This is a genomic window from Microbacterium sp. GCM10027623 (genome assembly GCF_042666935.1).
In the GTDB taxonomy this organism is placed as follows: domain Bacteria; phylum Actinomycetota; class Actinomycetes; order Actinomycetales; family Microbacteriaceae; genus Microbacterium.
In genome coordinates, this window is record NZ_JBHTHE010000002.1 from 288,916 (window position 1) to 313,612 (window position 24,697).

Below are 24,697 nucleotides of genomic sequence, written 5' to 3' on the forward strand. Positions count from 1 at the left end.
TGCGTGAACTCAGTCGTCCACGCGATGATCTTCGTCCTGCAGGTTGAAACGGTATCCCACGTTGCGCACCGTGCCGATGATCTGCTCGGCGTCGCCGAGTTTGGCCCGTAGGCGTCGCACGTGCACGTCGACGGTGCGGGTGCCGCCGAAGTAGTCGTATCCCCACACGTCGCTGAGCAGCTGCTCGCGGGTGAAGACCCGGGACGGATGCGTGGCGAGGAAGTGCAGGAGCTGGAACTCCTTGTACGTCAGATCCAGCGGCCGACCGTGCAGCTTCGCGGCGTACGACTGCTCGTCGATGGTGATCCCGGACGCCTGGACGCGCACGGGCTCCTCGTCCTGGGCCTGGGCGATCGCCAGGCGGATGCGGGCGTCGATCTCGGCGGGCCCCGCACCGGCGAGGATGAGGTCGGTGAACCCCCAGTCCACCGAGACGGCGCTGAGGCCGCCCTCGGTGACGATGAGCAGCACCGGGACGCCCGCACCCGCTGTGCGCAGCAGTCGGCAGGCCGCCCGCGCGGCGACGAGGTCCGCGCGCGCGTCCAGCAGCACGGCATCCGACTCGGGGAGGGAGAGCAGACGGCTCGGATCCATGGGATGGCGGCGGATGCTGTGCGGGAGCAGCTCGAGCGCGGGAAGCACCGGCTCCGCATCGGGAGCAGGGCTGAGCGCGAGCAGCAGGGCCACGCGACAATGTTAGTCAACGCAGGACCGCTCGCCGTCGACACGTCGCCGGCGATGACAAGTACGATGGCCACATGTCAGAAGCCGCCCTCGCGCCGCGCAACGCCTTCCACGGCGTGATCGCCGTCTGGGCGGTCTCCCTGGTCGTCTCGATCACGCTCGGGATCGTGCTGCCGGAACAGGATCGCGTCAGCTGGCTGGCGATCGCCTTCGGCGGCGTGATCCTGCTGTCGTTCGCCGTGCAACTCGCCTACGGTCGGGCGCAGGGGTTCATCGTCCGCGTGGCGGCCAGCTGCGTGGGAGCCCTGGTCGTGATGGGCCTGGTCTCGGCGGCGTTCGGGCTCTCGGCGCTGGCGGCCGCGCTCTGACGAGCCGGTCCCGCGACCAGCGGCTACACTGATGTGCATGGATCCCGTTGCGCTCGAAATCTTCTTCCTCGGCCTGCTGGGGCTCGCGAGCCTTGCGATCGTCTTCGTCTCCGGAGTCGTGCTCGTGAACCTGTTCCGCGGCCAGCGCTGATCCGACTTCCGTCGTGATCGAGCTGCCCACGGATCTGCCCGCTGACCTCGCGCCGCTCTCCTGGTTGCTGGGTGTCTGGGAGGGCAGCGGAGTCATCGAGTACTCCGCGGGCGACCGGCGTTTCCAAGGCGAGTTCAGACATCGCGTGAGCTTCAGCCACGACGGCGGGCCGTTCCTGAACTACGCGGCCACGGCGTCGTTCCTCGGGCTCGAGGGCACGGATGCGCCGGTGCAGCTGCTCGCGGAGACCGGCTTCTGGCGCCTGTCCCGCCCGCGCACGGATGCCGACCCCGGCCCTGCCCTGTTGCCGCCCGCCGAGCAGGCGCCGCAGCGGACGGTGGACGACGTCGAGCGCCTCCGCACCGGTGACGGATTCCCCCTCGAGGTGTCGGTGACGCATTCCGACGGCACTCTGGAGCTGTATCTCGGCCGTATCTCCGGTCCGCGCGTCGACATCGCCACCGATGCGATCGTGCGTTCCGCCGGAGCGAAGCAGTACACGGCCGCCACCCGGATGTACGGGCTCGTCGACGCGCACCTGCTGTGGGCCTGGGACATCACCGCCCTGGGGGAGCCGCTGAAGTCGCATGCCTCCGCACGTCTCGCGAGGATCTGACATGGCTGCCTTCGACTCTCTCCCCGGCGCGATCCGCGACGGGGATCTGATCACCCACTTCGGCAACCCGCTGATCGAGCAGCGCGAACTCGCCGCGGGAAGGTCGATCTCGCCGCTTCCCGACCGTGCCCTCATCGAGGTGGCGGGAGAGGACCGGCTGACCTGGCTGGACTCGATCACCTCGCAGTCGGTGGGCACGCTCCGGCCCGGTGACAGCACGGAACTGCTGGTCCTGGACCCACAGGGCCGCATCGAGCACACCGCCGGCGTCTTCGAGGACGGCGCGAGCGTATGGCTGATCGCGGACGGCGGCGATGCGCAGAAGCTGGCGGCGTGGCTGCAGCGCATGGTGTTCCGCGCGCGGGTGACCGTCACGGTGCGAGAGGACGCTGCACTCGTCGGTTTCCTGGCCGGCGGAGAGGCAGAGGCCCGCGTCACCCCGTCCGCGCCGAACGGGGTCCCGATCGTGTGGCGGGATCCCTGGCGTCAGGTCCAGCCCGGTGGGCATCAGTACGCATCGGTCGATCAGCATCCGGCCGCCGAATACGCGTGGAGCGTCGCGCTGGTGGACGATGCGGCCGCTCTGCGCGGCCCGTTCGCGGGTGCGCTGGCCGCGGAAGCGCTGCGCGTCGCCGCCTGGCGTCCCCGCTGGTCGCACGAGGTCGACGAGCGCGCCATCCCGCACGAATCCGACTGGATCCGCAGTGCCGTGCACCTGAGCAAGGGGTGCTACCGCGGGCAGGAGACGGTCGCCAAGGTGCACAACCTGGGGCATCCGCCTCGTCGCCTCGCCGCCCTGCACCTGGACGGCAGCGACGTCATCCTGCCGTCCCCGGGGGATCCCGTGTTCGACGGCGAGACCGAGGTCGGGTCGATCACGTCGGCCGTGCTGCACTACGAGGAGGGTCCGATCGCGCTGGCCATCCTGTCGCGGCGCGCGTCGACCGGGGAGCTGACCGTGCGCTCGGAGGGCGTGGACATCGCCGCTGCTCAGCAGGTCATCGTGCCGGCCGATGCCGGGGCCACCGCCGGCGTCCCCCGCCTGACACGTCTGTCGCGCCGCCCCACCGCAGAGGACCCGCGCGCCGCCCGCTGAGACTCGCTCTCCGCTCTCTCGTTCCGTCCTCTCGCTTCGTTCTTTCGTCGAGATGGCGGGAGCGAAGGAGACAGGGGGGAGAGAGCGGGAGCTAGCGCAGAGGGGCGACGGTCTCCCAGGGGACGGTGAGCTCGCCGAGGCGCCAGCGCCGGCGGTCGCCGAGAACGGGGACTCCCCGCGACTTGAGTGCCGAGACGGACGCCAGCCAGCGCTGCACGGCGCCGAACGTGGACAGCGGAGTCGCGCGCTCCCACTCACGGTCCAGAGCCTGCAGCAGGTCGTGGATGCGCTCGCCGGGGACGTTGCGGTGGATGAGCGCCTTGGGCAGGCGCTCGGCGACGATACCGGGATGCTCCAGCTCTGCGACGCGCAGCGAGATCGTGAAGCGCACGGGCAGCCCGCCGGGGGCGACATCCACCCAGCTCGCGACGCGGCCGATCTCGTTGCAGGTGCCCTCCACCAGCATCCCGCCGGGTGCCAGACGTGAGGCGACGCGCTTCCAGGTGTCCGCGACGTCCGCCTCGTCGTACTGCCGCAGCACGTTCATCGCGCGGATCACCGCCGGGCGGCGGTTCTCGGGCAGCGGCACTTCGAAGCCGCCGCGGGCGAATGAGACCGGCAGGTCGGATGCGAACGTCGTGCTTCCCGCGCGCACCTCGTCGAGCTGTTCCCGGGCCTTGACCACGCGGGCCGGGTCGAGCTCGAGACCGATGACTTCGGCATCCGCTCGCGCGCGCCGCAGTCGCTGCGCCAGCTCGAACGCCGTGACGCCGCTGGCACCGTAGCCGAGGTCGATGACGAGAGGGTCATCGGCCCTGCGGAAGGCGTCGGAGGCGGCGATCCACCGATCGTTCCGCCGCAGCCGGTTCGTTCCCGTCGTCCCCCGGGTGGGCTGCCCGACTGGTCCTCCGACTCTCATACGTTCATTCTTCCCTCTCCCGCTCTCCTCCACTTGAACATCGCTGCGCCCGGCACTCGACGTCACCGAACCCAGACACCGAACGGGGAAAAGATAGGCTGGCTCCATGACCCGCACACTGATTCTTCTGCGTCACGGCCAGAGCGAATGGAACCAGCTCAACCTCTTCACGGGCTGGGTCGACGTCCGGCTGACCGACCAGGGCAAGGGCGAGGCGCGCCGCGGCGGCGAGCTGCTCGCCGAGGCCGGCATCCTTCCCGACGTGCTGCACACCTCGCTGCTGAGTCGCGCGATCCAGACCGCCGACATCGCGCTGGATGCCGCCGACCGGCTGTGGATCCCCGTGACCCGCTCCTGGCGCCTCAACGAGCGCCACTACGGCGCTCTGCAGGGCAAAGACAAGGCGCAGACGCTGGAGGAGTTCGGTCCCGAGCAGTTCCAGCTGTGGCGCCGCTCCTTCGATGTGCCCCCGCCGCTGCTCGACGACGCCAGTGAGTTCAGCCAGGTGAACGACCCCCGATACGTGGGTATCGACGGTGAGGTGCCGCGCACCGAGTCGCTCAAGCTCGTCATCGACCGCCTGCTGCCCTACTGGGAGAGCGCGATCGTTCCCGACCTGGTGGCAGGCAAGACCGTGCTGGTGACCGCGCACGGCAACTCGCTGCGCGGTCTGGTGAAGCATCTCGAGGACATCAGCGACGACGATATCGCCGCGCTGAACATCCCCACGGGCATCCCGCTGGTCTACGAGCTCGACGAGAACAACCGTCCCACGGCTCCCGGCCGCTACCTCGACCCGGAGGCCGCGGCTGCGGGCGCTGCCGCCGTGGCCGCACAGGGCAAGAAGTGAGCCCAGCCTCCTGAACGCGAAGGACCCCCTCCGAATCACACGATTCCGAGGGGGTCCTTTCGCATCGGGTCAGGCGTGACCGGGACCGCTCTCCTCCTGCGCTTCGGCGGCCAGGGCGATGTCCGCCTCTTCGACGGCCCAGTCGCCGGTGGCGAGGTAGACGACCTTCTTCGCGACGGCGACGGCGTGATCGGCGAAGCGCTCGTGGTAGCGGCTGGCGAGCGTGGCGTCCACGGTCGCTGTGGCCTCGCCCTTCCAATTGTCGCTGAGCACCTTCTCGAAGACGCGGGCGTGCAGCTCGTCGACGTCGTCGTCGGCGTTGCGGATGGTGTCGGCGAAGCGCAGGTCCTCGGTGCGCAGCAGTTCGGCGAGCGTGCGGGAGATCTCGACATCCAGTTCGCCCATGCGGCGGAACGTGCCCTTGAGGCCCTTCGGAACCGCGCGTTCGGGGAAGCGCAGCCGCGCGAGCTGCGCGATGTGCTCCGCCATGTCGCCCATGCGCTCCAGCGAGGCGCTCACCCGCAGCGCGGTGATGACGATGCGCAGGTCGCGTGCGACCGGCTGCTGACGGGCCAGGATCTCGATGGCCTGCTCGTCGAGCAGGACGGCGAGCTCGTCGATCTGCGCGTCGTCGGCGATGACCTCCTCGGCGAGGGCGACATCGCTCTCCGCGAAGGCAGTGGTCGCCTTCTCGATGGCGACGCTGACCAGGTCGGCGATCTCGACGACGCGCGACTGGAGCTCCTCGAGGGACTGGTGGAAGACTTGACGCATGTCGGCGCAACCTTTCGTCGTGGGGTCGGCGCGGATGCCGAACGGGCACGCGCTCGCGCGGCCAGCGTCGATTGTCCCCATCGAAGGTTAACGAATGGTGCCGAGAACATGAACACTGACCCGTCCGCGGCATGACCGGGCGCTGAACGGCGGACGAGCGCGCGGTCCGGCCCTACGCTGGAGCCATGTCATCGCCCCAGCTCGCGCTGTTCGCGCTCGCCATCGGTGTGATCATGGGCGCGGGGGTCGTGCTGCTGGTCATCTGGGCGTACCGCATGCGCCAGCAGGCCATCCAGGAGACGACGACGGCGGTCCCCGCCGGGATCCCCGAGATGCTCGCCGGGATGGACGACGCCGCCTGCGTGCTCGACGCGTCGGGTCTGGTGGTGGCGACGACGGCTGCGGCGGCGAGCTTCGGCATCCGCCCCGGAGCCGTGCTCGAGAACGCCGAGCTGCGTGATCTCGTCCGCGCCGTCCGCGCGAGCGGCGTCAGCGCGACGCAGACGCTGCGCATCGCCACAGGAACCTCACTGGAGCCGCGCCTGGTGTCGGCGCGCGCGAGCGCCGTGGGGGCCCGGCTGATCCTCCTGATCATCCGGGATGTCACCGAGCGCGAGCGGCTCGATCAGATGCGCACCGACTTCGTGGCCAACACCAGTCATGAGCTGAAGACGCCGGTGGCCTCGGTGAGCCTGCTGGCCGAGGCGATCGAGTCCGCAGCCGATGATCCCGATCAGGTGCGCGTCTTCGCCGCCCGGATCACCGCGGAGGCGGGCCGGCTCAGTCGGCTCACCGGGCGCATCATGAGCCTCTCCCGCCTGCAGTCCGCCGAGACACTCTCGCAGGTGGAACCCGTCTCGATCGACGAGGTCGTGCTCGCCTCGATGGAGGCGCACGCCGTGCAGGCGGACTCCGCCGGGGTGGAGCTGCATCGCGGCGGGGACCGCGGGACGTGGGTGCGCGGCGATGCGCAGGTGCTCGTGGAGGCCGTGGGGAATCTGCTGGCCAACGCCATCCAGTACTCGCCGAAGGGCTCACGCGTGGGCATCGGGGTGAAAGCGGCGGGGGACGTCGTGGAGATCGCCGTCACGGATCAGGGAATCGGCATCTCCGACGCCGACCGCGAGCGCGTCTTCGAGCGCTTCTACCGCGCCGATGAGGCGCGCTCCCGCCGCACGGGCGGAACAGGGCTCGGCCTGTCCATCGTCAAGCACGCCACGCAGCGGCATGGCGGTGAGGTGCGGGTGTGGTCGCGTCCCGGTCGGGGGTCCACCTTCACCATGCGATTGCCGCGCATCGACGCGCCGGCGACCGGTTCCGCCGCGAAGAAGTCCAAGAAGCACGCGAACGGGCAGTCCCCGCCGCGAGTCACCGCCCGGATGGAGACACCGAATGACCAGGATCCTGCTCGTAGAGGATGAGCCCGATCTCGCTGACCCGCTGGCCTACCTGCTGAGGCGCGAGGGGTTCGAGGTGGAGATCAGTGAAGACGGCCCCGGCGCACTGACGGCCTTTCGCGAGCGCGGTGCCGACATCATCCTGCTCGATCTGATGCTGCCCGGCATGCCGGGCACCGAGGTGTGCCGACAGGTGCGGCAGTCCTCGGCCGTGCCGATCATCATGCTGACGGCGAAGGACTCCGAGGTCGACATCGTGGTGGGGCTCGAGCTCGGCGCCGACGACTACGTCACGAAGCCCTACTCGTCGCGGGAGCTCCTCGCGCGCATGAGGGCCGTGCTCCGGCGCGCGTCGCAGGCCGAGACCGATATCGATGAGCGGGTGCTGGAGGGCGGCAGGGTCGCACTGGACATCGACCGTCACACCGTCTCGGTCGACGGCGCCGAGATCAACATGCCGCTGAAGGAGTTCGAGCTGCTCGAGGTGCTCATGCGCAATGCGGGCCGCGTGCTGACGCGCGGACAGCTGATCGATCGGGTGTGGGGAAGCGACTACTTCGGCGACACCAAGACACTGGACGTGCACATCAAGCGCATCCGCTCGCGCATCGAGAAGAACCCCGGCGACCCCGTCATGCTCGTCACGGTCCGCGGGCTCGGCTACCGATTCGAGGGATGAGCTCGGGAGCGGATGCGGAAGAGGCCGGCTCCTCGGAGCCGGCCTCTTCTCATACGGCTCGCGCCGCGGAACGTTCGATCAGCTGTCGCTGGGTACGAGATCCTCGTACATCGGCAGGGTGCCGTCGAGAACCGGAACCTGCAGTGGTTCCGCGTCGTCGTCGCCGGAGCGGAACAGCATCTCGACGGTGGCGCCCGGTTTCACATCGAGGTCCTCGATGAGCAGGGGCTCCTCGTCGCCGCCGAGGCTGATTCCCTCGTTCGCGGGCACGCGCACGTCGAACTGCTTGCCGGCGATGTCGATCGTCAGCGTCGCGCCCTGGTCGCTCTCGTTGACCAGCGCGGCCACGAGGTTGCCTGCGGAACCGTCGTCGGTGGCGATGATGAGGGCGTTGCGCACGACGATCGGCCCGCCGGTGGACTCGACGTTCACGCCGTCCGAGGCGGGATAGACATTGGTCGTCGCCTGGTGTGTGATGAACGTGCAGCCGGTGGCGCCGAGGGCGACGGTGGCGCCGAGGGCGATGGCTGCGATGAGACGCGGAGCGATGGACGCAGCAGAGCGCGGGTTCACGGATCCTCCTGAGGTGCGACGGGTGTCCTCGTTCAGTGTAGTGGGTCGGCCCGCCCGGTCAGAGACGCGCCGGGCGGCCCGCCAGGGGTGTCGGCGCGAACCTTAGTGCATATCCGCTGTGGTATCCTGGAGATTGCCGAAAGGACACGTTTTTATGCTTTTTGAGGTTGGCGAAACCGTCGTCTATCCGCACCATGGGGCTGCGACGATCATCGAGGTCAAGGACCGGGTGATCAAGGGTGAGACGAAGAAGTATCTCAAGCTTAATGTCACCCAGGGCGACCTGATCATCGAGGTGCCCGCAGAGAATGTCGACCTGGTCGGCGTCCGCGACGTCATCGGCCAGGAGGGCCTGGATCACGTCTTCGAGGTGCTGCGCGCGCCCTTCACCGAGGAGCCGACCAACTGGTCGCGTCGCTACAAGGCGAACCTCGAGAAGCTGGCGTCGGGTGACGTCATCAAGGTGAGTGAGGTCGTGCGCGACCTGTGGCGTCGTGATCAGGATCGCGGCCTGTCGGCCGGGGAGAAGCGGATGCTGGCCAAGGCCAGGCAGATCCTCGTCTCCGAGCTGGCCTTGGCCGAGAAGGTCGACGAGGACAAGGCGGGCGCACTGCTCGACGAGGTCCTCGCGTCCTGAGCGCGATCGGGAGTCTTCTGGAGAGGGCGGATGCTTCGGCATCCGCCCTCTCCGCATTCTGACCGTCCCCCGGCGCGCGGTAGCGTGTCAGCGTGACCGAACACCGCGCCCCGACCACCGCGATCGTCGTCGTCGCCGCCGGCTCCGGCACGCGGCTCGGAGCAGGGACGCCCAAGGCGCTGGTCGACCTCGACGGATGCTCGATGCTGCGGCACGCGCTCGACGGCGTCTTCGCCGCACAGCCGATGCAGGTGGTCGTGGTCGCACCGCCCGGTCATGAGCAGTCCGTAGCGGAGGAACTGGCGGACGCGAACCGGGAGCGGCAGTGGCCTGCGGCCGTCGTCGGCGGCGGTGAGACCCGGCAGCAGTCGGTCGCCGCCGGACTGGCCGCGCTCGGTCGCGAAGTCGACACGGTTCTCGTGCACGACGCCGCGCGCGCTCTCACCCCGTCCGCGCAGATCGACGCCGTCGCCGCGTCGGTGACGGCGGACGCCGGTGTCATCCCCGCCCTCGACGTGATCGACACCCTCAAACGCGTCGACGGCGACGTCGTGGTCGAGGCCGTCGACCGCTCCGTGCTCGCCGCAGCGCAGACGCCGCAGGGTTTTCCTCGCGTCGCGCTGGACGCCGCCTATGCGCGCGCCCTTGAAGCGGGGGAGGAGTACACCGACGATGCCGCACTGTTCGCCGCGGCCGGAGGGGCGGTGCGTCGGATCCCGGGCTCGGAGCGGGCGTTCAAGATCACGACCCCGGTGGATCTGGAGCGGGCGCGGACGCTGCTGCATCCGGCATCCGTTCCCGCGGTGCCGCGCATCGGCGTCGGCACGGACGTGCACGCGTTCGGCGGCGAAGGCGATCTCTGGCTGGCAGGGCTGCACTGGCCGGGGGAGCAGCCGCTGTCCGGGCACTCCGACGGTGACGCCGTCGCGCACGCCATCGTGGACGCCCTGCTGGGCGCGGCGGGACTCGGCGACATCGGCGAGCACTTCGGCACCGCGCATCCGGAGTACGCCGGCGCGCACGCCGACGTGTTCCTGGAGCGCACCGCGCGCATGCTCGCGGACGCGGGCTTCACGATCGGCAGCGTCTCTGTGCAGTTCCAGGGCAACCGGCCGCGGTTCAGCGCCCGACGGGCGGAGGCGGAGGCGGTGCTCTCGCGAGCCCTGGGCGGCCCCCCGGTGTCGGTGTCGGCGACGACGACCGACGGACTGGGCTTCACCGGCCGCGGCGAGGGCATCGCCGTGACCGCGATCGCACTGGTGCTGCCGCGAGGATGAGCTCGCGGCGGTTCTCCGCAGATCTGCACATCTCCGCAGGGATTCGGCGGAATGCTCCGAAAGAGCTGCTGATCTGCGAGGTTACGGAGGCTGAGGGGTATGCCGAGGAGCGGCCCGGTAGTCTTGTGCAGTGACGATCCGCCTGTATGACACCCGCGCGCGCGAGCTGCGCGACTTCGTTCCGCTCGACTCCTCGAACGTGACGATGTACGTGTGCGGACCGACCGTGCAGTCCGGACCGCACATCGGGCACGTCCGCGCCGCGCTGAACTTCGACGTCCTGCGTCGGTGGTTGGAGCGCCGGTTCGGTCGGGTGACCTTCGTGCGCAACGTCACGGACATCGACGACAAGACCCTCGCCAACGCGACCAAGGACGAGCCGTGGTGGGCGCTCGCCTACCGCATCGAGCGGGAGTTCACCCAGGCGTACACGGCCGTCGGCATCCTCCCGCCCACCTACGAGCCGCGCGCCACCGCGTTCATCCCGCAGATGCAGGAGCTGATCGCCGCGCTCATCGAGTCCGGGAACGCGTACGCCGCACCGGACGGATCCGGTGACGTGTACTTCGATGTGCGCTCGTGGCCGGACTACGGCTCGCTCACGCACCAGTCTGTGGATGCCATGGAGGCGGCCGCCGATGCCGACCCGCGCGGCAAGCGCAACCCGCAGGACTTCGCCCTCTGGAAGGGCACGAAGGAGGGCGAGCCGGCGGACGCCGTCTGGAGCTCGCCGTGGGGCCCGGGGCGTCCCGGCTGGCACATCGAGTGCTCTGCCATGTCCAAGCGCTTCCTGGGGCCGGAGTTCGACATCCACGGCGGCGGGCTCGACCTGCGCTTCCCTCACCACGAGAACGAACTGGCGCAGTCGACGGCGGCCGGAGACGGGTTCGCTCGCTACTGGGTGCACAACGGGCTCGTGACCGTCGGTGGGCAGAAGATGTCCAAGTCCCTGGACAACTTCACCCTCGCGCTGGACTTCCTCGACGGCGTCGACCCGCTGGTGGCGCGCTACGCGCTCCTCGCTGCGCACTACCGCTCGAGCCTGGATCTGGGCGCGACCACCCTGCCGGAGGCGGAGGCGGCCCTGGGCCGGATCCGCTCGTTCCGCGAACGCGCCGAGCGCGCACTGGTGCGGAGTGAGCAGCGGCGACGGTCGCAGGACCCGTCCGCGCAGGACATCGAGTACATCCCGCTGATCCCCGCCGAGTTCGCCGCCGCCATGGACGACGACCTCGGCGTGCCGCAGGCGCTCGCCGTGCTGCACGAGCGGGTGCGGCACGGCAACCAGGCGCTCGACGAGGGCGACGACGCGGCTGCCCAGCGCGCACTGCTGGAAGTGTGCGCGATGGTCGAGGTGCTAGGCCTGGACGACGCGCCCGGCGCCACGAGCGGTGCGGATGCCACGGCATCCGCTCTCGACGCGCTGGTGCGCACGATGATCGACCAGCGCGCACAGGCGCGCGCCGACAAGGACTGGGCCGCGGCCGATCGCATCCGGGATGCGATCGCGGCGGCAGGGATCGCTCTGGAGGATTCTCCGGACGGAACGCATTGGAGCACTGATGGTTAAGCCTGGCCGCCCTGGAGCGGGCAACAGCAAGAAGAAGGGTGCCGTCAAGGGCACCGGCGGTCTCGGCCGCAAGGCCCTCGAGGGCAGGGGGCCGACGCCGAAGGCCGAAGACCGCAGCTGGCACGTCGCGGGCAAGCGCAAGGCGGCGCAGGAGCGCTTCGCCGCCGCGGGCGGCAAGGGTCGCCCTTCGGCAGGCTCAGGAGCCGGCCGCGGCGGTCAGTCGGGGTCGAACCCGAACCGCGGATCGCGCGGCGCGAAGCAGTCGGACGACACCGAGACGGTCACCGGCCGCAATTCGGTTCTCGAGGCGCTGCGCACGAAGATCCCCGCCACCGCGTTCTACATCGCCCAGCGTGTGGAGATGGACGATCGGGTGAAGGAGATGCTGGCGATCACCCGGCACCGCGAGATCCCGGTCATGGAGGTCACGCGCCAGGAGCTCGACCGGATGGCCGGGTTCGACGGTGTGCACCAGGGGGTGGCGCTGAAGGTGCCGCCCTACGAGTACGCCCACCCGCAGGACCTCCTCGAACAGGTCATCGACCGCGGGGAGAAGCCGCTGTTCGTCGCCCTCGACGGCATCACGGACCCGCGCAACCTCGGTGCGATCATCCGCTCGACCGCCGCATTCGGCGGCCATGGCGTCCTCCTGCCGCAGCGCCGGTCGGCCAGCGTCAACTCCGCCGCCTGGAAGACCAGCGCCGGGGCGGCCGCGCGTGTTCCAGTCGCGATCGCGTCGAACCTCACCGCCATGCTCAAGGACTTCAAGAAGCAGGGCGTCTTCGTCCTCGGCCTGGACGGAGGGGGAGATGTGTCGCTGCCGGCGCTCGAGCTCGCCGACCGTCCGGTCGTGATCGTGATCGGCTCGGAGGGCAAGGGACTCTCCCGGCTGGTCACCGAGACGTGCGACCAGATCGTCTCCATCCCGATCTCGGCAGCCACCGAGTCGCTGAACGCCGGAATCGCGGCATCCGTCGCGCTGTACCAGGTGGCGACCGTTCGAGCCGCCGGGGCCTGACCTCCCACTGAGCAGGCTCCCGTTTCTGCCGGGCGGGCAGACTGTTCTCGGCGACCCGACCCGGTCGTCGGGAACGGTCTCCGCAGCCGAGCACTGTGCAGCGTTGAGCGACGATTGTTTGCTGACACTTGACAGTCCGCCGCAGAAAGATCACTATTACCGTGACGGCAGTTCAGTGATACTACACATTCAAGGATGATTGTGCATCGGCGCGCCATGAGATGACGCCTGCGGACCGCTGTCGCTGATCGACATCTGTCCAAGGAGGCACAGTGAACGAAGTCGAGGTCCCGGTCCTGATAGCCGGGGGAAGTCTTGTCGGGCTGACCGCATCGGTGCTGTTGGCGACGCACGGGGTGAAGAGCCTCGTCGTGGAGCGACATCGCGGAACGGCGATACACCCGCGGGCGGCGATGCTCCACCAGCGCACGACGGAGATCTTCCGCTCCGCGGGCCTGGAGGAGGTCGTCGGCGAGGCGGCGAGGAAGGAGTTCGTGCAGAACGGCGCAATCATGGCCTGCGAGGCACTGGGCGGCAAGGAGCTCGTCTACTTCCAGAAGAACGTCAATGAAGGGGTGGAGCATCTCAGCCCGTCGTCCCGGGCGTTCATCACCCAGATCGGACTCGAGCCGATTCTGCGGGATCGGGCGCGCGACGGTGGCGCGGATGTGCGCTTCTCCACGGAGCTGGTGAGCTTCGAGCAGGACGACGACGAGGTCCGCTCCGTGATCCGCGACCGGGAGACCGGCGAGGAGACCCGGGTTCGGTCGAAGTACCTGATCGGGGCCGATGGTGCGCACAGTACCGTGCGCGAGCAATTGGGCGTCAGCATGCTCGGGCGCGGCGATTTCGCGCACTGCATCACGATCTACTTCAGCGCCGACATCGACGCGCTCGTCGGTGATCGCAACCTCAGCGTCGTCTACGTCAAGCAGCCCGGCCTGCTGGGCTTCTTCCGGTACTCGATCGATCGCGACGGCGGGTTCCTCGTGGTCTTCTCGGCCGTCGACGAGAACGGCGACGTCATCCCGGACGTGTCCGTGCATGAGAACGACATCCCGCAGTGCATCCGCTACGTGCGCACGGCTCTCGGGGTCGGTGACGAGCTGGACATCACCATCGAGAACGTCCAGCGCTGGGCCGCCTCCGCAGGCTGGGCGGCCGACTACGGCACGGACAGGGTCTTCCTGGTCGGCGATTCCGCCCATGTCATGCCGCCCACAGGCGGCTTCGGCGGGAACACCGGAATCGTCGATGCGCACAACCTCGCCTGGAAGATCGCCTATGCGCTGCAGGGCCGCGCTCCGGCCTCGCTGCTGGCGACCTACGACGCCGAGCGCCGGCCCGTCGGCGAGCTCACGAGCGAGCAGGCGTACTCCCGCTACGTGCTGCGGGTGGACCCCGCGCTCGGGGCCGAGGATATCCAGCCGGAACTGGACGACGTGGCCATCGAACTGGGGCCGGTGTACGCCTCCGGTTCGATCGTGGGGTCGACGCCGACCGACGAGCCGGCCTGGCAGAACCCTCGGGAGGAACGCGCCCGTCTCGGGGCACGGCTGCCGCACCTGTGGGTCGACCGCGCCGGGGAGCGGATCTCCACGCTCGACCTCATCGGGTCAGGGATGGCACTGCTCACCGGACAGGGCGGCGGGGCCTGGCTGCGTGCGGTCGAGGACCTGGACGGCGAAGTGGACGGATTCACCGTGGGCCCGGACGGCGGGTTGCGGGCCGAGGCGGGTGCGTTCGAGGCCGCCTTCGGACTGCCGGAGGACGGTGCCCTGTTGGTGCGGCCCGACGGAACCGTCGCCTGGCTGGCCGACAGCGCCGACTCGGCGACGGCTGCCGCGCTGCGTGCGGCGCTGGACGGTGCACTGACGCGACCGGCCGTCCCGGTGTCCGCCGGCGCCTGATCCCCCGGACAGGGGAGCACGCGACGACCCCGGGTCTCGTGCTCCCCGCCGGAAGCAGGATGCCGGGTCGGCGGACGCGCGGGTCCTGGCGCGCCGGCGGAATCGTCAGCCGGCGAAGCGATCGAAGACGCGCAGCGCGTCCACCGCGGACGTGACCTCCGTCGAGGCGCGCTTGGTGGAGGGAGTAGCCGCCGGAAGGCTCTCGTCTCGGCGACCCACCACGAACCAGACGCCGCGGGCGACGCGATCGGTGTGGTTGGTGAGCATGTGCGGACGGGTGGAGTCGAACTGGAGGGAGTCGCCGGCGCGCAGCACGTGCGACTCGAACTCGAGACGGAGCGTCAGTTCGCCCTCGATGAGATAGGCGAACTCATGTCCGGCGTGCCGCATGAGTCGATCCTCGATGGAACTGGCGGCACCCGGCGCGTACGTCACCAAGATCATGTCCACCGAACCGCGCGGATCCAGCGCGAGATGCTCCCAGTCCACGCCGTTCTCCATCCGCAGCGTGGGATTGTCCTCCGCGCGCTGCACCGGCGGCACGTCCATCCGCTCCCGCCTCGGCCGGCGCGTGTCCTCAGCGGTCGGCGGGTCGGCGGTCGAGGCATCGGAGAGCAGGGCGTCGAGGGAGACGTTCAGTTCGCTGACGATGCTGAACAGCGTGGAGACGGAGGGCTGCGTGCGCCCCGTCTCCACCTGGGAGATCAGGCTCGGCGAGACGCCCAGGGATTGCGCGAGACCTCGCACGCTGATGCCCTGCTGCAGCCGCGCGGCTCGCAGTCTCGCCCCGATCTGTTCCTCGGCCATCGTCGTCCCTTCCGTATCCCGACGATACACTTCGGCACGGATCGCGGACGGACGCCGGGCCCGGAGCGGTGCGTCCCGCTCCGGGCCCGGCGTCCGTCCGTCTACTTCTTGTACTGGTACGGGTTGGTCAGCACCTCGGTCTCCGGGATCTCCGGGTACATGCCCGGAACCCAGTCCTCCCCGACCTCGCGCTCGAGATAGGAGACGGTGTCGGCGAGCATCCGCTTGACGCCGGGCAGATCGCCCGCGACGACCTTGCCCTCGGACTTGACGACCTCGCCGCCGACCAGCACGGTGTGCACGTCGCCGCGCTGAGCCTGGTAGACGACATGACCCCACGGATTGATCACCGGCGCCCAGGTCGGCGAGTCCTCGTTCTTCAGCAGCACGACGTCGGCGAGCTTGCCGACCTCGAGCGAGCCGATGAGGTGATCCTTGCCGAGCGCCTTCGCTCCGCCGCGGGTGGCCAGGTCGACGACGTCCTCCGCGCGCAGTCGCACATGCGTGACGGTCTCGGCCGGCTCCTTGCGGTGCGCGATGTAGTGCTCGAGCGCACGGTCCGCGTTCACGGTCGCGCGCATCGCGGAGAACAGGTCCGCGCTGAACCAGACACTGGTGTCCACCGACAGGGATGCCGGGATGCCGTGCCTGCGCAGCTGGTGCAGGGGTGGGTAGCCCTGACCGCAGGTGTCCTCCGACTCCGTGGCGAGCGAGACGTTCCCGCCGGTGGCCGCGATCTTCTGGTAGCTCTCCTCGGAGAGCGACGCGGCGTGCACGTACGTGAAGCCCTCCTCCATCACGCCTGCTTCGTAGGCGTTGCGGATCCCCCAGTCGTTCGTGGCGCCCCAGACGCCGGCGTGCGTGGTCACCCGCAGTCCCAGATCCTTCGCCGCCCGGTAGGCGGCGAGCTCGGGGAACTCGGCATCCTGGTTCGGCACGTCGAAGGCGATCTGGGTGCCGAACATCCGCGAATCGTCACGGGAGCGGATCAGCAGCTCCTGGACGGACTTGTCGGTGGCCCACTCCCAGGGGGACTGGTGGATGTTGCCGTAGGCGAACACGTAGCGCCCCGGCGACGTGGCCAGTGCCTCGTACGCGGCCTCGGCATGGTCGATCGTGCGCAGTCCGTGCGACCAGTCGACACTCGTGGTCACACCCGACTCGACGGCGTCGAGGGCGGAGATCAGGTTGCCGGCCGCGTAGTCCTCGGGGCGGAACTTCGCTCCGTGCTGCAGGTAGTACCAGACGAAGTACTGCGTCAGCGTCCAGTCCGACCCGTAGGCGCGCATCGCGGTCTGCCACATGTGCCGGTGGGTGTCGACCATGCCGGGCATGAGGATGCCGCCGTCGGCGTCGATGATGTGCGCGTCGGGCGGGGGCTGGATCCCGGGCCCCACTTCCGCGATTCTGCCGTCGCGCACCAGCACGTCGCCGCGAGGAATGACGGTGTGGGCGTCATCCATCGTCAGGACGATGCCGTTGGTGAACAGGATGGGCTGCCCCGCTTCGGGGGTGGCAGCAATGGTCATCGCTCATCTCCTTCGATCAGCTTCCCGGAACTCGGGCGATCCATCATCCGACTGTTCAGTGGCTTGTGCAGTCCTGTGAAACGCCCCTTGGTCACTTCAGCATGACGCATGATCGGCGTTTTGGGTAGGGAGAGACCGCGAAAGCGGCGCAGCTGGATCGCGATCCATGTGTCTCAGCTCTTGACACCGACCCGATGTTCGATCAGATTAAGTACAGTAAGGCTGAACAGTATGCTTCATTCGGCAAGGAGGCCGTTCATGACGCGATTCGTGGTCCGTCACCGTGATCAGGCGGATTACCGGGCCCCGGGGCCGCTGGCGCCGGGGGCGGAGGGTCTGCTGCGCTGGCGCTGCGTGGGTGAGGCCGACGGTGCCGCTCACACCGACTTCGGGATCAACCGGCTCGAACCCGGAGGGCGCACCGCGACGCACGTGCACTCCTTCGAGGAGAGCTTCCATGTGCAGGAGGGCGAGGTCGTCCTGGCCACACCGGAGGCCACCGTCAGGCTGGTCGCCGGAGACTACGGAGTGATCCCGATCGGCGTGCCGCATGCCTGGCGCTCGGCGGGCGACGGGGTGGCCGTCTGGTCCGATCTGTACACGCCGCCGGCCCGTGCGCGTTACGGCGATGACACCTATCGGGTCGCGGAGCTGCCGACGCGCGAGCCGATCGCCGTGGACACCCGTGATCCGCGCACCCGGTCCTTCGGCAACATCACTCGCGAGCACATGAACCCCGCACTGCAGTCGCAGCAGCTGCTCGCCGTCTCGGCGTCGATGCGCACCGCGCTGCTGGTGTACAGCGGCATCACGCTGAAGATGATGGTCGACTCGGATCTGGGCGCGACACTGGGCACCTCCTTCATGGTGCGCTACGCGCCCGACGGCGCAGCCGGACCCCACGACCACCCGCTGGAGGAGGCCTACCTGGTGACCGAGGGCGAGGTGCGTGCGACGTTCGACGGCGAGGAGTTCCTGCTCAAGGCCGGCGACTTCGCGTGGGCCGGTGTCGGATGCGTGCACTCCTTCGCGGCGACCGGCGCGGAGGTGCAGTGGCTGGAGACCCAGGCGCCGCAGATGCCGCCCCGACATGCCTATCGATTCGTGCGGGACTGGCAGTACTTGGAAGAGAGACTCGAGGAGGAGTCATGAGCGGTCGTCGTATTCTCATCGCAGGGGGCTCCTCCGGCATCGGTCGGGCGCTGGCGGAGGATCTCGTCGCCTCCGGTGACGAGGTCGTGCTGACCAGCCGGGATCCCGAGCGCGCCGAGCAGGTCGCCTCCGAGATCGGAACCGGCGCGTCGGGAGTCGCCTTGGACGTCTCGGAGCCGGAGGGCATCGCCGACCAGCTGCGCTCGGTGGGCAGGCTGGACGGGATCGTGATGGTCGCCATCGAACGCGACGCGAACACCATCCGCGAGTACGACATCGGCCGCGCCCGACGGCTGATCACACTGAAACTGATCGGCTACACCGAGACGGTGCACACGCTGCTCGATCGGCTCGAGCCCTCTCGCGACACCGGGATCGTGCTGTTCGGCGGGCGCGCCAAGGATGCGCCCTACCCGGGCTCGACCACGGTCTCCACCATCAACGGGGGCGTCGACGGCATGATGAACACGCTCGCCCTCGAGCTGGCGCCGATCCGCGTCAACTCCCTGCACCCGGGAATCATCGGCGACAGCCCTTTCTGGGCGGGCAAGCCCGAAGGAGTCCTGGCCGGGTACGAGAGCCGGACGCCGGGAGGGCGCCTCGCGGCGATGGCCGACGTGGTGGACGCGACGAAGTTCCTGCTGTTCAACCGCGGCGTCTCGGCACACAGCCTGAACGTGGATTGCGGCTGGCGGATCTCGTGATGCGCACGAGGGTCTTGTTTCGGATGAGGAGGAGCACACGATGAGCATTGCAACACGCGGCACCATGGGTGTCGACTGGGAGGCGCGCGTCGACTTCGAGCGGCTGCGCGATGAGCGGCTGGCACGGCTGCACGCGCAGCTGGAGCGCTCATCGGTGGGGGCGGTGCTGGCCTTCGACTTCGCCAACATCCGGTACGCCTCGGCGACCCATATCGGCACGTGGGCCATGGACAAGCTGATCAGGTTCTGCCTGGTGACGCGGAAGACCGATCCCATCGTGTGGGACTTCGGCTCCGCGGCTAAGCACCACGCGCTGCTGAACCCGTGGCTGAACCAGACGCACATGGAGGCGGATGCCGATCCGCACGCCCCGCATCACGGCGCGACGAGGCCGCGCCTGGAGTCCGGCGCGCGGGCGGGCATCTCCACGCTGCGGGGCGCCTTCCCGCCGGACGCGGGCATCGCCGAGCAGGTCGCGAAGAAGATCAAGCGAGAACTGGAGCGGTTCGGGCTGGCGAATGAGCCCCTGGGCGTGGACGTGATCGAGTTGCCCATTCTGTTCGCGCTGCAGCGCGAGGGCATCGAGGTCGTCGACGGGCAGCAGATCTTCATGGAGGCGCGCAGGATCAAGACCGACGACGAGATCACGCTGCTCACCACGGCGGCGTCGATGGTGGATGCCGCCTACGACGAACTGTACGAGTTCCTGCGGCCGGGGGTGCGCGAGAATCAGTGCGTCGGACTGGTCGCCAAATCGCTCTACGATCAGGGGTCGGAGTACGTCGAAGGCGTCAACGCCATCTCGGGGGAGCGATGCGCCCCGCATCCGCACGTCTACTCGGATCGGGCGGTGCGACCGGGCGATCCCGCGTTCTTCGACATCCTGCACTCCTTCAACGGCTACCGCACCTGCTACTACCGCACCTTCGCGGTCGGGTCCGCCAGCCCGGCGCAGCGCGACGCCTACAAGCGCTGCCGCGAGTACATGGACAGGGCCATCGCGGCCGTGCGTCCGGGGGCGACCACCGCCGACATCGTGCAGCTGTGGCCCACGGCGGAGGAGTTCGGCTTCCCCGACGAGGAATCCGCGTTCGCCCTGCAGTACGGCCACGGAGTCGGTCTGTCGATCTGGGAGAAGCCGATCTTCTCGCGTCTGACCTCGCTCGAGCACCCGGAGGTTCTGGAGGAGGGGATGGTCTTCGCCCTGGAGACGTACTGGCCCTCGTCTGACGGCTGGGGTGCCGCGCGCATCGAGGAGGAGGTCGTGGTGACGGCGGACGGATGCGAGGTCATCACCAAGTTCCCCGCCGAGGATCTGCTGGTCGCCGGAGGCGGACGCTACTTCACGGTGAACGGTCCGCTGCCCGGCGTGCGCGATTCGCAGTCGCACCTGAACACGGCGGAGGGACGTGGCGAAGCCGAGGGGTGACGCGGCAGCGGGGGCGCCTGCGCGCCCCCGCCTGCCCGCATCGACGCTCCTGCCGCTCACGATCTTCTGGTCGACGCTGGATCGCTCGCTGATCCTGCCGCTGATCCCCGGGATCGCCGGTGATCTCGGCACATCGGTCGCCATCGCGGCCGTGGCGATCACCACGCACGCGGCCGCTTACGCCCTGCTGCAGATCCTGTGGGGCCCGCTCTCCACGCGGTGGGGGCGCATCCGGGTGCTCGTCGTCTCGACCGGGCTGGCGGCAGCGGCGAACGCGCTCGCCGCGATGTCCCCGGACATCGTCATGCTGATCATCGCACGCACGGCATCGGGAGGGGCGTTCGCCGCCACGTTCGCCGCCGTGCTGACCTACTTCGGCGACGCGCTTCCGTTGGCGCGCCGTCCCTCGGCGATGTCGAACCTGGCCACGGCGACGGCGCTCGGACTGGCCATCGGCACACTCACCTCCGGTGCGCTGGCGACCTGGGTGTCGTGGCGGGCGATCTTCGTGGTCTACGCGCTGGTCACCGCATTGATGGCACTGATGCTGGCCACTCTGCCGGAGGTGGGAGAGCGCGGCATCGAGGGCGTCCGCCCGCAGCTGGCGCGGCTGGTTCGCAACCGCTGGGCGATCGCCGTGTGCGCGGTGACCGCACTGGAGGGCGTGCTCCTGATCGGCGTGTTCAATCTGCTCCCGGTCGTGCTGCAGCAGGCGGGCAGCGACGTGTTCATGGCAGGGATGGCGACGGCGGCGTTCGGCGTCGCGGTGGTCGCGGTCAGTCAGCTGATGAAGCTCGTGGTCGGCCGGGTCCGCCCGACGTGGTTCTTCGTCGCCGGCGGATGCGCCGCGGTGCTGGGCTTCCTGATCCTCGCGATGCGGGTGGACCCGCTGACCGTCCTCCTCGGCGCCACGTGCCTCGGAGTCGCCTGGGCGCTGGCGCACACCACCCTGCAGACGTGGATGACGGATGCGGCATCGGACACCCGCGCGCTCGGCATGACCCTGTTCTCGATCTCGCTCATGCTGGGGGCGGCGCTGGGCTCCGCCGCCGGGACCGTGGCGGTGGATCGGGGCGCTTTTCCGGTGCTCTTCCTCAGCAGCGCGGCCGCCGCTCTCTGCTTCGGGGTCGTCTCGGTGGCGATGCGGCGACGCTATCGCGACCGCGGCGATTAGTGCGCCACCCACATTCGTAAACTCTCACTTACGAAATGTACACTCACACTTGACATCCGGTGAGGTGGTTGGTTCACTGAGAGCAACGACAGGCAACTCTCCTCGACGAAGCGGAAGGTCTGGCTCACGGTGTTCGAACCCGTATTCCTCTTGCAGCAGGTGCTCAACGGATTGAGCTTCGGAGCGCTGCTGTTCCTCCTGGCCAGCGGGCTCACGCTCGTCTTCGGCCTCATGCGCATCGTGAACATGGCGCACGGCGCGTTCTACATGCTGGGCGGATACATCGGCGTGGTCATCGCCATGCTCACCGGCAATCTGCTGCTGGCCGTGATCATCGCCATCGTCGCCGTCTCGGTGACGGCGCTCGTGATCGAACTGGCGCTGCTGCGGTTCGTGCGGGGTCAGGAGCTGCCCGAAGTGCTGCTGACCCTCGGCGTGTCCTTCGTGATCGCCGACCTGTGCCTGGCGATCTTCGGCGGCGACCCGCAGAACCTGCCCAGCGCGGTGCGGATCCCCGGGGCGTTGAGTCTCGGCGGCTTCGCGTACCCGTGGTACCGCATCTTCGTGATCGGAGTGGCGGTGCTGATCGGCATCGCGCTGCTGTACGTGCAGACGCGCACGCGCATCGGCGCCACCGTCCGGGCCGGTGTCGACGACCGCGAGATCATCGGTGCGATGGGGGTGAACATCGCCTGGGTGTTCACCGGGATGTTCGTCGTCGGCGCGGCGCTCGCCGCCATCGGCGGAACGATCGGCGCCGGCATCCAGAGCATCCTCCCCGGCGTCCAGAACGAGGTGCTGCTCTACGCGCTGGTCGTCATCATCATCGGCGGACTCGGCAGCATCGGCGGCGCCGCGATCGGCAGCGTGCTGATCGGCCTCATCGACGCCTTCGCGAAGGCGTGGATCCCCGAGCTCGCCTACTTCACCATCTTCCTGCCCATGGCTCTGGTGCTGGTGCTGCGCCCGACCGGCCTGTTCGGAAAGGCGACGTCATGAGCAACCGCATCGTGGAGACGCGCACCGTGCGCACGATCGGCGCCCCGCGACGCGGCCGGACCCGGTTCCTCAGCATCGGCCTCCTGGCGGCGCTGCTGGTGGTGGCCGTGGCACTGCCCTATCTCGGGGTGTCCAGCTTCGTGGTCACGCTGACGACGACGATCCTCATCGCGGCCACACTGGCCTCCAGCGTGAACTTCCTCGCCGGTCCCGGGGGCATGGTCTCGCTCGGGCACGCGGGCATCGCCGCCGCCGCCGCGTACGGCGCGGGCTGGGCCTCCAAGCAGGGATTCGACCCGGGCATGCAGGCACTGGTCGCTCTGGGACTGACCGTGCTGGTCTCACTGATCTACGGGCTGCTGTCCATGCGCACCAGCGGCATCTACTTCCTCATGGTCACCCTCGCCGTCGGCATGCTGATCTACGGGCTGGCCTTCCGGCTGTCCAGTGTGACGGGCGGCGAGAACGGCATCTCGGGAATCGCGCGTCCGGAGTGGATGTCGTCGTACTGGGTCTACTACTACGTGGTGCTCGGGCTGTTCGTCCTGGCGACGGCCGTGCTGTGGGTGGTGGGCGATTCGCCGTTCGGTGCGAGCCTGCGCGGGGTGCGGGACAGCGAGAGCAGAATGCGCAGCCTCGGGTACGACGTCCAGGGCTATCGTGTCGGAGCGTTCCTGATCTCCGGTCTCGTCGCGGGCCTGGCAGGACTCCTGGCCGTCTGGAACACCCACTTCGTGAGTCCCTCGACCGCGGGCGTGGACCGCTCGGTGCACCTGATCGTGATGGTGATCCTCGGCGGCGTCGGGACACTGCTCGGTCCGCTCATCGGTGCGGCGATCGTCGTCCTGGTGGAGAACGTGCTCTCCAGCTACGTGGACCGCTGGCCGACGATCCTCGGTCTCATCTTCATCCTCGTGATCCTCTTCGCCCGGGCCGGCATCGCCGGCAGCGTACGCAAGTTCGTGCGCCGCCTGCGGACCCGCTCGGACGATGCGCCCCCTGGTGGGGCGTCCCCGGGCGGCGGACCCGCGTCGCCCGACCCCATCGATGCACCAAGAAACGGAAAGGACCTGCCATGAAATCACTGACGATGACGGCACGTGGTCGCCGGACAGCATTCGCCGGATTCGGCGTCCTCGCAGCGGCGGCACTGGCGCTCACGGCCTGTGCTCCGCCCAATGCGGCCGCACCGGAACCGGGCGACGGCTCCGACGGAGGCTCGGACACGCTCACGGTCGGCTACATCTCGCCGACGACCGGCAACTTCGCCGTCGCCGGGCAGGAGATGGTGGACGGCTGGAACCTGTACTGGGAGAACAACGGCGGCAAGGCCGGTGATGTGACCATCAAGACCATCGTGGAGGACGACGCCGGCAACCCGGAGACCTCCCTCACCAAGGCGCACAAACTCGTCGAGCAGGACAAGGTCGACATCATCGTCGGGCCGCTGATCGCGAACACCGCCCTGGCGGTCGCCGAGTACACCTCGACCGTCGGCATCCCGAACCTGCACCCGGTCGCGGCGTCCGATGACCTCACCCAGCGCAACCACAACGGACTCACCGTGCGCACCGGATCCATGGGCGGTTCGCAGGCCAACTATCCCGGGGGCGAGTGGGCGGCGACCGAGGGCGGCTACAAGACCGCCGTCACCCTGTGCGCCGACTACGCGTTCGGCTGGGAGTCCTGTGCCGGCTTCGTGCAGGGCTTCACCGAGAACGGCGGAGAGCTGATCAAGCAGATCTGGTTCCCGAACTCGACGACCGACTTCTCGACCTACGCATCGCAGATCCAGGCGGCGGACGCCGACGTGGTGTACGTCGCCACGGCCGGAGGCGCTCCCGGACCGAACTTCCTGAACGCCTACCTCGGGCTCGGTCTGGATCAGGACAAGCTGCTGGTCAACTGCTGTGCGGCCGATCAGGGGACGCTGCGGGCGATGGGCGACCAGATCCTCGGGCTGAAGTCGATCAGCTACTGGGCCGAAGGGCTCGACAGCGACGCGACGCGGGAGTTCGTCGAGGTCTACAAGAAGTTCTCCGACGGGAAGATCCCCGGAGCCTATGTCGCCGGCGGGTACATGACGGCATCACTGGTGGCGTCCGTGCTGAAGGAGAAGGGTCTGGTGACGGGAGAGGACCTCGTCACGGCGATCGCCGAGTACGAGTTCACCGACAGCATCTTCGGGCGCGTCTCCTGGGACGACTACAACAACATGGTCGGACCGGTCTTCATCCGTGAGGTGCAGAAGCTGGACGACGGCAGCCTCTACAACGTGCCGATCGCCACCGTCGAGGACGTCGACCAGTGGCTCGGTCGCGACCCCGAGAAGGCGATGGCGCAGCCGACCTATTCGCAGGACTTCCAGGGACTGGAGTGATACC

General features: G+C 68.9%; 24 protein-coding genes. 18 read left to right on the forward strand and 6 right to left on the reverse strand.

The window, feature by feature from the left end; translation table 11 throughout:
- Window positions 1-9: 9 nt before the first annotated feature.
- Window positions 10-687: a winged-helix domain-containing protein gene (locus ACFQY2_RS08710; protein WP_378745362.1), complete on the reverse strand. Its 678-nt coding sequence runs from the start codon at window positions 685-687 to the stop codon at window positions 10-12.
- 71 nt (window positions 688-758) lie between these two features.
- Between ACFQY2_RS08710 and ACFQY2_RS08715 the strand changes: the two genes are divergently transcribed.
- The 3 genes from ACFQY2_RS08715 (at window position 759) to ACFQY2_RS08725 (ending at window position 2,915) form a co-directional block, all read left to right on the forward strand.
- Window positions 759-1,052 carry a hypothetical protein gene (locus tag ACFQY2_RS08715; protein ID WP_378745364.1) on the forward strand — a complete coding sequence of 98 codons (294 nt, stop codon included), beginning with the start codon at window positions 759-761 and terminating at the stop codon, window positions 1,050-1,052.
- A gap of 164 nt (window positions 1,053-1,216) precedes the next feature.
- Window positions 1,217-1,819, forward strand: coding sequence for an FABP family protein (locus ACFQY2_RS08720; protein ID WP_378745365.1), 603 nt, complete (start codon window positions 1,217-1,219; stop codon window positions 1,817-1,819).
- Between the two features lies 1 nt (window position 1,820).
- On the forward strand, window positions 1,821-2,915 hold the full coding sequence (locus ACFQY2_RS08725; protein ID WP_378745366.1) for a YgfZ/GcvT domain-containing protein: 1,095 nt from the start codon (window positions 1,821-1,823) through the stop codon (window positions 2,913-2,915).
- A gap of 91 nt (window positions 2,916-3,006) precedes the next feature.
- Here the strand turns inward: ACFQY2_RS08725 and ACFQY2_RS08730 are convergent, their stop codons facing one another.
- Window positions 3,007-3,834: a class I SAM-dependent methyltransferase gene (locus tag ACFQY2_RS08730; RefSeq protein WP_378745367.1), complete on the reverse strand. Its 828-nt coding sequence runs from the start codon at window positions 3,832-3,834 to the stop codon at window positions 3,007-3,009.
- A gap of 106 nt (window positions 3,835-3,940) precedes the next feature.
- Here ACFQY2_RS08730 and ACFQY2_RS08735 point away from each other — a divergent pair, with 106 nt between their 5' ends.
- Window positions 3,941-4,684: a phosphoglyceromutase gene (locus ACFQY2_RS08735; RefSeq protein ID WP_378745368.1), complete on the forward strand. Its 744-nt coding sequence runs from the start codon at window positions 3,941-3,943 to the stop codon at window positions 4,682-4,684.
- A 69-nt stretch (window positions 4,685-4,753) separates the two neighbouring features.
- Here ACFQY2_RS08735 and phoU read toward each other — a convergent pair whose 3' ends face one another.
- Window positions 4,754-5,458 carry a phosphate signaling complex protein PhoU gene (gene phoU / locus ACFQY2_RS08740; RefSeq protein ID WP_378745369.1) on the reverse strand — a complete coding sequence of 235 codons (705 nt, stop codon included), beginning with the start codon at window positions 5,456-5,458 and terminating at the stop codon, window positions 4,754-4,756.
- A gap of 185 nt (window positions 5,459-5,643) precedes the next feature.
- Between phoU and ACFQY2_RS08745 the strand changes: the two genes are divergently transcribed.
- Window positions 5,644-6,879 (forward strand): sensor histidine kinase, encoded by a 1,236-nt coding sequence (locus tag ACFQY2_RS08745; protein WP_378745370.1) that lies wholly within the window; start codon window positions 5,644-5,646, stop codon window positions 6,877-6,879.
- Entirely contained in the window at window positions 6,851-7,534 is a 684-nt protein-coding gene (locus ACFQY2_RS08750) for a winged helix-turn-helix domain-containing protein (RefSeq protein WP_378745372.1), read from the forward strand. The genes ACFQY2_RS08745 and ACFQY2_RS08750 overlap by 29 nt, the downstream gene beginning before the upstream one ends.
- Window positions 7,535-7,612: 78 nt before the next feature.
- Here the strand turns inward: ACFQY2_RS08750 and ACFQY2_RS08755 are convergent, their stop codons facing one another.
- Window positions 7,613-8,107: a DNA modification methylase gene (locus ACFQY2_RS08755; RefSeq protein WP_378745373.1), complete on the reverse strand. Its 495-nt coding sequence runs from the start codon at window positions 8,105-8,107 to the stop codon at window positions 7,613-7,615.
- Window positions 8,108-8,261: 154 nt separating this feature from the next.
- Between ACFQY2_RS08755 and ACFQY2_RS08760 the strand changes: the two genes are divergently transcribed.
- The 5 genes from ACFQY2_RS08760 to ACFQY2_RS08780 all read left to right on the forward strand — a co-directional run bounded on the left by ACFQY2_RS08760 (window position 8,262) and on the right by ACFQY2_RS08780 (window position 14,519).
- Entirely contained in the window at window positions 8,262-8,744 is a 483-nt protein-coding gene (locus ACFQY2_RS08760) for a CarD family transcriptional regulator (protein ID WP_307372058.1), read from the forward strand.
- Window positions 8,745-8,836: 92 nt separating this feature from the next.
- Window positions 8,837-10,021 carry a 2-C-methyl-D-erythritol 4-phosphate cytidylyltransferase gene (ispD, locus tag ACFQY2_RS08765; protein WP_378745374.1) on the forward strand — a complete coding sequence of 395 codons (1,185 nt, stop codon included), beginning with the start codon at window positions 8,837-8,839 and terminating at the stop codon, window positions 10,019-10,021.
- Window positions 10,022-10,151: 130 nt separating this feature from the next.
- Window positions 10,152-11,591, forward strand: coding sequence for a cysteine--tRNA ligase (gene cysS, locus ACFQY2_RS08770; protein WP_378745375.1), 1,440 nt, complete (start codon window positions 10,152-10,154; stop codon window positions 11,589-11,591).
- Window positions 11,584-12,609, forward strand: coding sequence for a 23S rRNA (guanosine(2251)-2'-O)-methyltransferase RlmB (rlmB, locus tag ACFQY2_RS08775; protein ID WP_378745376.1), 1,026 nt, complete (start codon window positions 11,584-11,586; stop codon window positions 12,607-12,609). The genes cysS and rlmB overlap by 8 nt, the downstream gene beginning before the upstream one ends.
- Window positions 12,610-12,881: 272 nt before the next feature.
- A complete protein-coding gene (locus ACFQY2_RS08780) occupies window positions 12,882-14,519 on the forward strand; it encodes an FAD-dependent monooxygenase (protein ID WP_378745377.1) in 1,638 nt (545 codons plus the stop codon).
- A 105-nt stretch (window positions 14,520-14,624) separates the two neighbouring features.
- On the opposite strand, the gene ACFQY2_RS08785 is transcribed toward ACFQY2_RS08780, so the two are convergent.
- Together ACFQY2_RS08785 and ACFQY2_RS08790 are read right to left on the reverse strand one after the other, a co-directional pair.
- Window positions 14,625-15,326, reverse strand: a complete 702-nt coding sequence (locus ACFQY2_RS08785; protein WP_378745378.1) for a helix-turn-helix domain-containing protein — start codon at window positions 15,324-15,326, stop codon at window positions 14,625-14,627.
- Window positions 15,327-15,427: 101 nt separating this feature from the next.
- A complete protein-coding gene (locus tag ACFQY2_RS08790) occupies window positions 15,428-16,855 on the reverse strand; it encodes an amidohydrolase family protein (RefSeq protein ID WP_378745379.1) in 1,428 nt (475 codons plus the stop codon).
- Window positions 16,856-17,113: 258 nt separating this feature from the next.
- On the opposite strand from ACFQY2_RS08790, the gene ACFQY2_RS08795 reads away from it, so the two are divergent.
- The 7 genes from ACFQY2_RS08795 (at window position 17,114) to ACFQY2_RS08825 (ending at window position 24,693) form a co-directional block, all read left to right on the forward strand.
- Window positions 17,114-18,007, forward strand: coding sequence for a cupin domain-containing protein (locus ACFQY2_RS08795; protein ID WP_378745380.1), 894 nt, complete (start codon window positions 17,114-17,116; stop codon window positions 18,005-18,007).
- Window positions 18,004-18,711 carry an SDR family NAD(P)-dependent oxidoreductase gene (locus ACFQY2_RS08800; protein WP_378745381.1) on the forward strand — a complete coding sequence of 236 codons (708 nt, stop codon included), beginning with the start codon at window positions 18,004-18,006 and terminating at the stop codon, window positions 18,709-18,711. Before ACFQY2_RS08795 ends, ACFQY2_RS08800 begins: the two co-directional genes overlap by 4 nt.
- Window positions 18,712-18,751: 40 nt before the next feature.
- Complete coding sequence (locus ACFQY2_RS08805; RefSeq protein WP_378745382.1) at window positions 18,752-20,140, forward strand: M24 family metallopeptidase; 1,389 nt, start codon at window positions 18,752-18,754, stop codon at window positions 20,138-20,140.
- Window positions 20,121-21,314 (forward strand): MFS transporter, encoded by a 1,194-nt coding sequence (locus ACFQY2_RS08810; RefSeq protein WP_378745384.1) that lies wholly within the window; start codon window positions 20,121-20,123, stop codon window positions 21,312-21,314. The genes ACFQY2_RS08805 and ACFQY2_RS08810 overlap by 20 nt, the downstream gene beginning before the upstream one ends.
- 129 nt (window positions 21,315-21,443) lie before the next feature.
- Complete coding sequence (locus ACFQY2_RS08815; protein ID WP_378745385.1) at window positions 21,444-22,313, forward strand: branched-chain amino acid ABC transporter permease; 870 nt, start codon at window positions 21,444-21,446, stop codon at window positions 22,311-22,313.
- Complete coding sequence (locus ACFQY2_RS08820) at window positions 22,310-23,392, forward strand: branched-chain amino acid ABC transporter permease (RefSeq protein WP_378745386.1); 1,083 nt, start codon at window positions 22,310-22,312, stop codon at window positions 23,390-23,392. Before ACFQY2_RS08815 ends, ACFQY2_RS08820 begins: the two co-directional genes overlap by 4 nt.
- On the forward strand, window positions 23,389-24,693 hold the full coding sequence (locus ACFQY2_RS08825) for an ABC transporter substrate-binding protein (RefSeq protein ID WP_378745387.1): 1,305 nt from the start codon (window positions 23,389-23,391) through the stop codon (window positions 24,691-24,693). The genes ACFQY2_RS08820 and ACFQY2_RS08825 overlap by 4 nt, the downstream gene beginning before the upstream one ends.
- Window positions 24,694-24,697 lie beyond the last annotated feature (4 nt).

Coding starts and splice junctions, on each gene's coding strand:
- ACFQY2_RS08730 (WP_378745367.1), bottom strand. CDS start 3,834: ATGAGAGTCGGAGGACCAGTCGGGCAGCCCACCCGGGGGACGACGGGA.
- ACFQY2_RS08715 (WP_378745364.1), top strand. CDS start 759: ATGTCAGAAGCCGCCCTCGCGCCGCGCAACGCCTTCCACGGCGTGATC.
- ACFQY2_RS08790 (WP_378745379.1), bottom strand. CDS start 16,855: ATGACCATTGCTGCCACCCCCGAAGCGGGGCAGCCCATCCTGTTCACC.
- ACFQY2_RS08745 (WP_378745370.1), top strand. CDS start 5,644: ATGTCATCGCCCCAGCTCGCGCTGTTCGCGCTCGCCATCGGTGTGATC.
- ACFQY2_RS08805 (WP_378745382.1), top strand. CDS start 18,752: ATGAGCATTGCAACACGCGGCACCATGGGTGTCGACTGGGAGGCGCGC.
- ACFQY2_RS08825 (WP_378745387.1), top strand. CDS start 23,389: ATGAAATCACTGACGATGACGGCACGTGGTCGCCGGACAGCATTCGCC.
- ACFQY2_RS08750 (WP_378745372.1), top strand. CDS start 6,851: ATGACCAGGATCCTGCTCGTAGAGGATGAGCCCGATCTCGCTGACCCG.
- ACFQY2_RS08820 (WP_378745386.1), top strand. CDS start 22,310: ATGAGCAACCGCATCGTGGAGACGCGCACCGTGCGCACGATCGGCGCC.
- ACFQY2_RS08800 (WP_378745381.1), top strand. CDS start 18,004: ATGAGCGGTCGTCGTATTCTCATCGCAGGGGGCTCCTCCGGCATCGGT.
- ACFQY2_RS08795 (WP_378745380.1), top strand. CDS start 17,114: ATGACGCGATTCGTGGTCCGTCACCGTGATCAGGCGGATTACCGGGCC.
- ACFQY2_RS08725 (WP_378745366.1), top strand. CDS start 1,821: ATGGCTGCCTTCGACTCTCTCCCCGGCGCGATCCGCGACGGGGATCTG.
- ACFQY2_RS08785 (WP_378745378.1), bottom strand. CDS start 15,326: ATGGCCGAGGAACAGATCGGGGCGAGACTGCGAGCCGCGCGGCTGCAG.
- phoU (WP_378745369.1), bottom strand. CDS start 5,458: ATGCGTCAAGTCTTCCACCAGTCCCTCGAGGAGCTCCAGTCGCGCGTC.
- ACFQY2_RS08760 (WP_307372058.1), top strand. CDS start 8,262: ATGCTTTTTGAGGTTGGCGAAACCGTCGTCTATCCGCACCATGGGGCT.
- ACFQY2_RS08735 (WP_378745368.1), top strand. CDS start 3,941: ATGACCCGCACACTGATTCTTCTGCGTCACGGCCAGAGCGAATGGAAC.
- rlmB (WP_378745376.1), top strand. CDS start 11,584: ATGGTTAAGCCTGGCCGCCCTGGAGCGGGCAACAGCAAGAAGAAGGGT.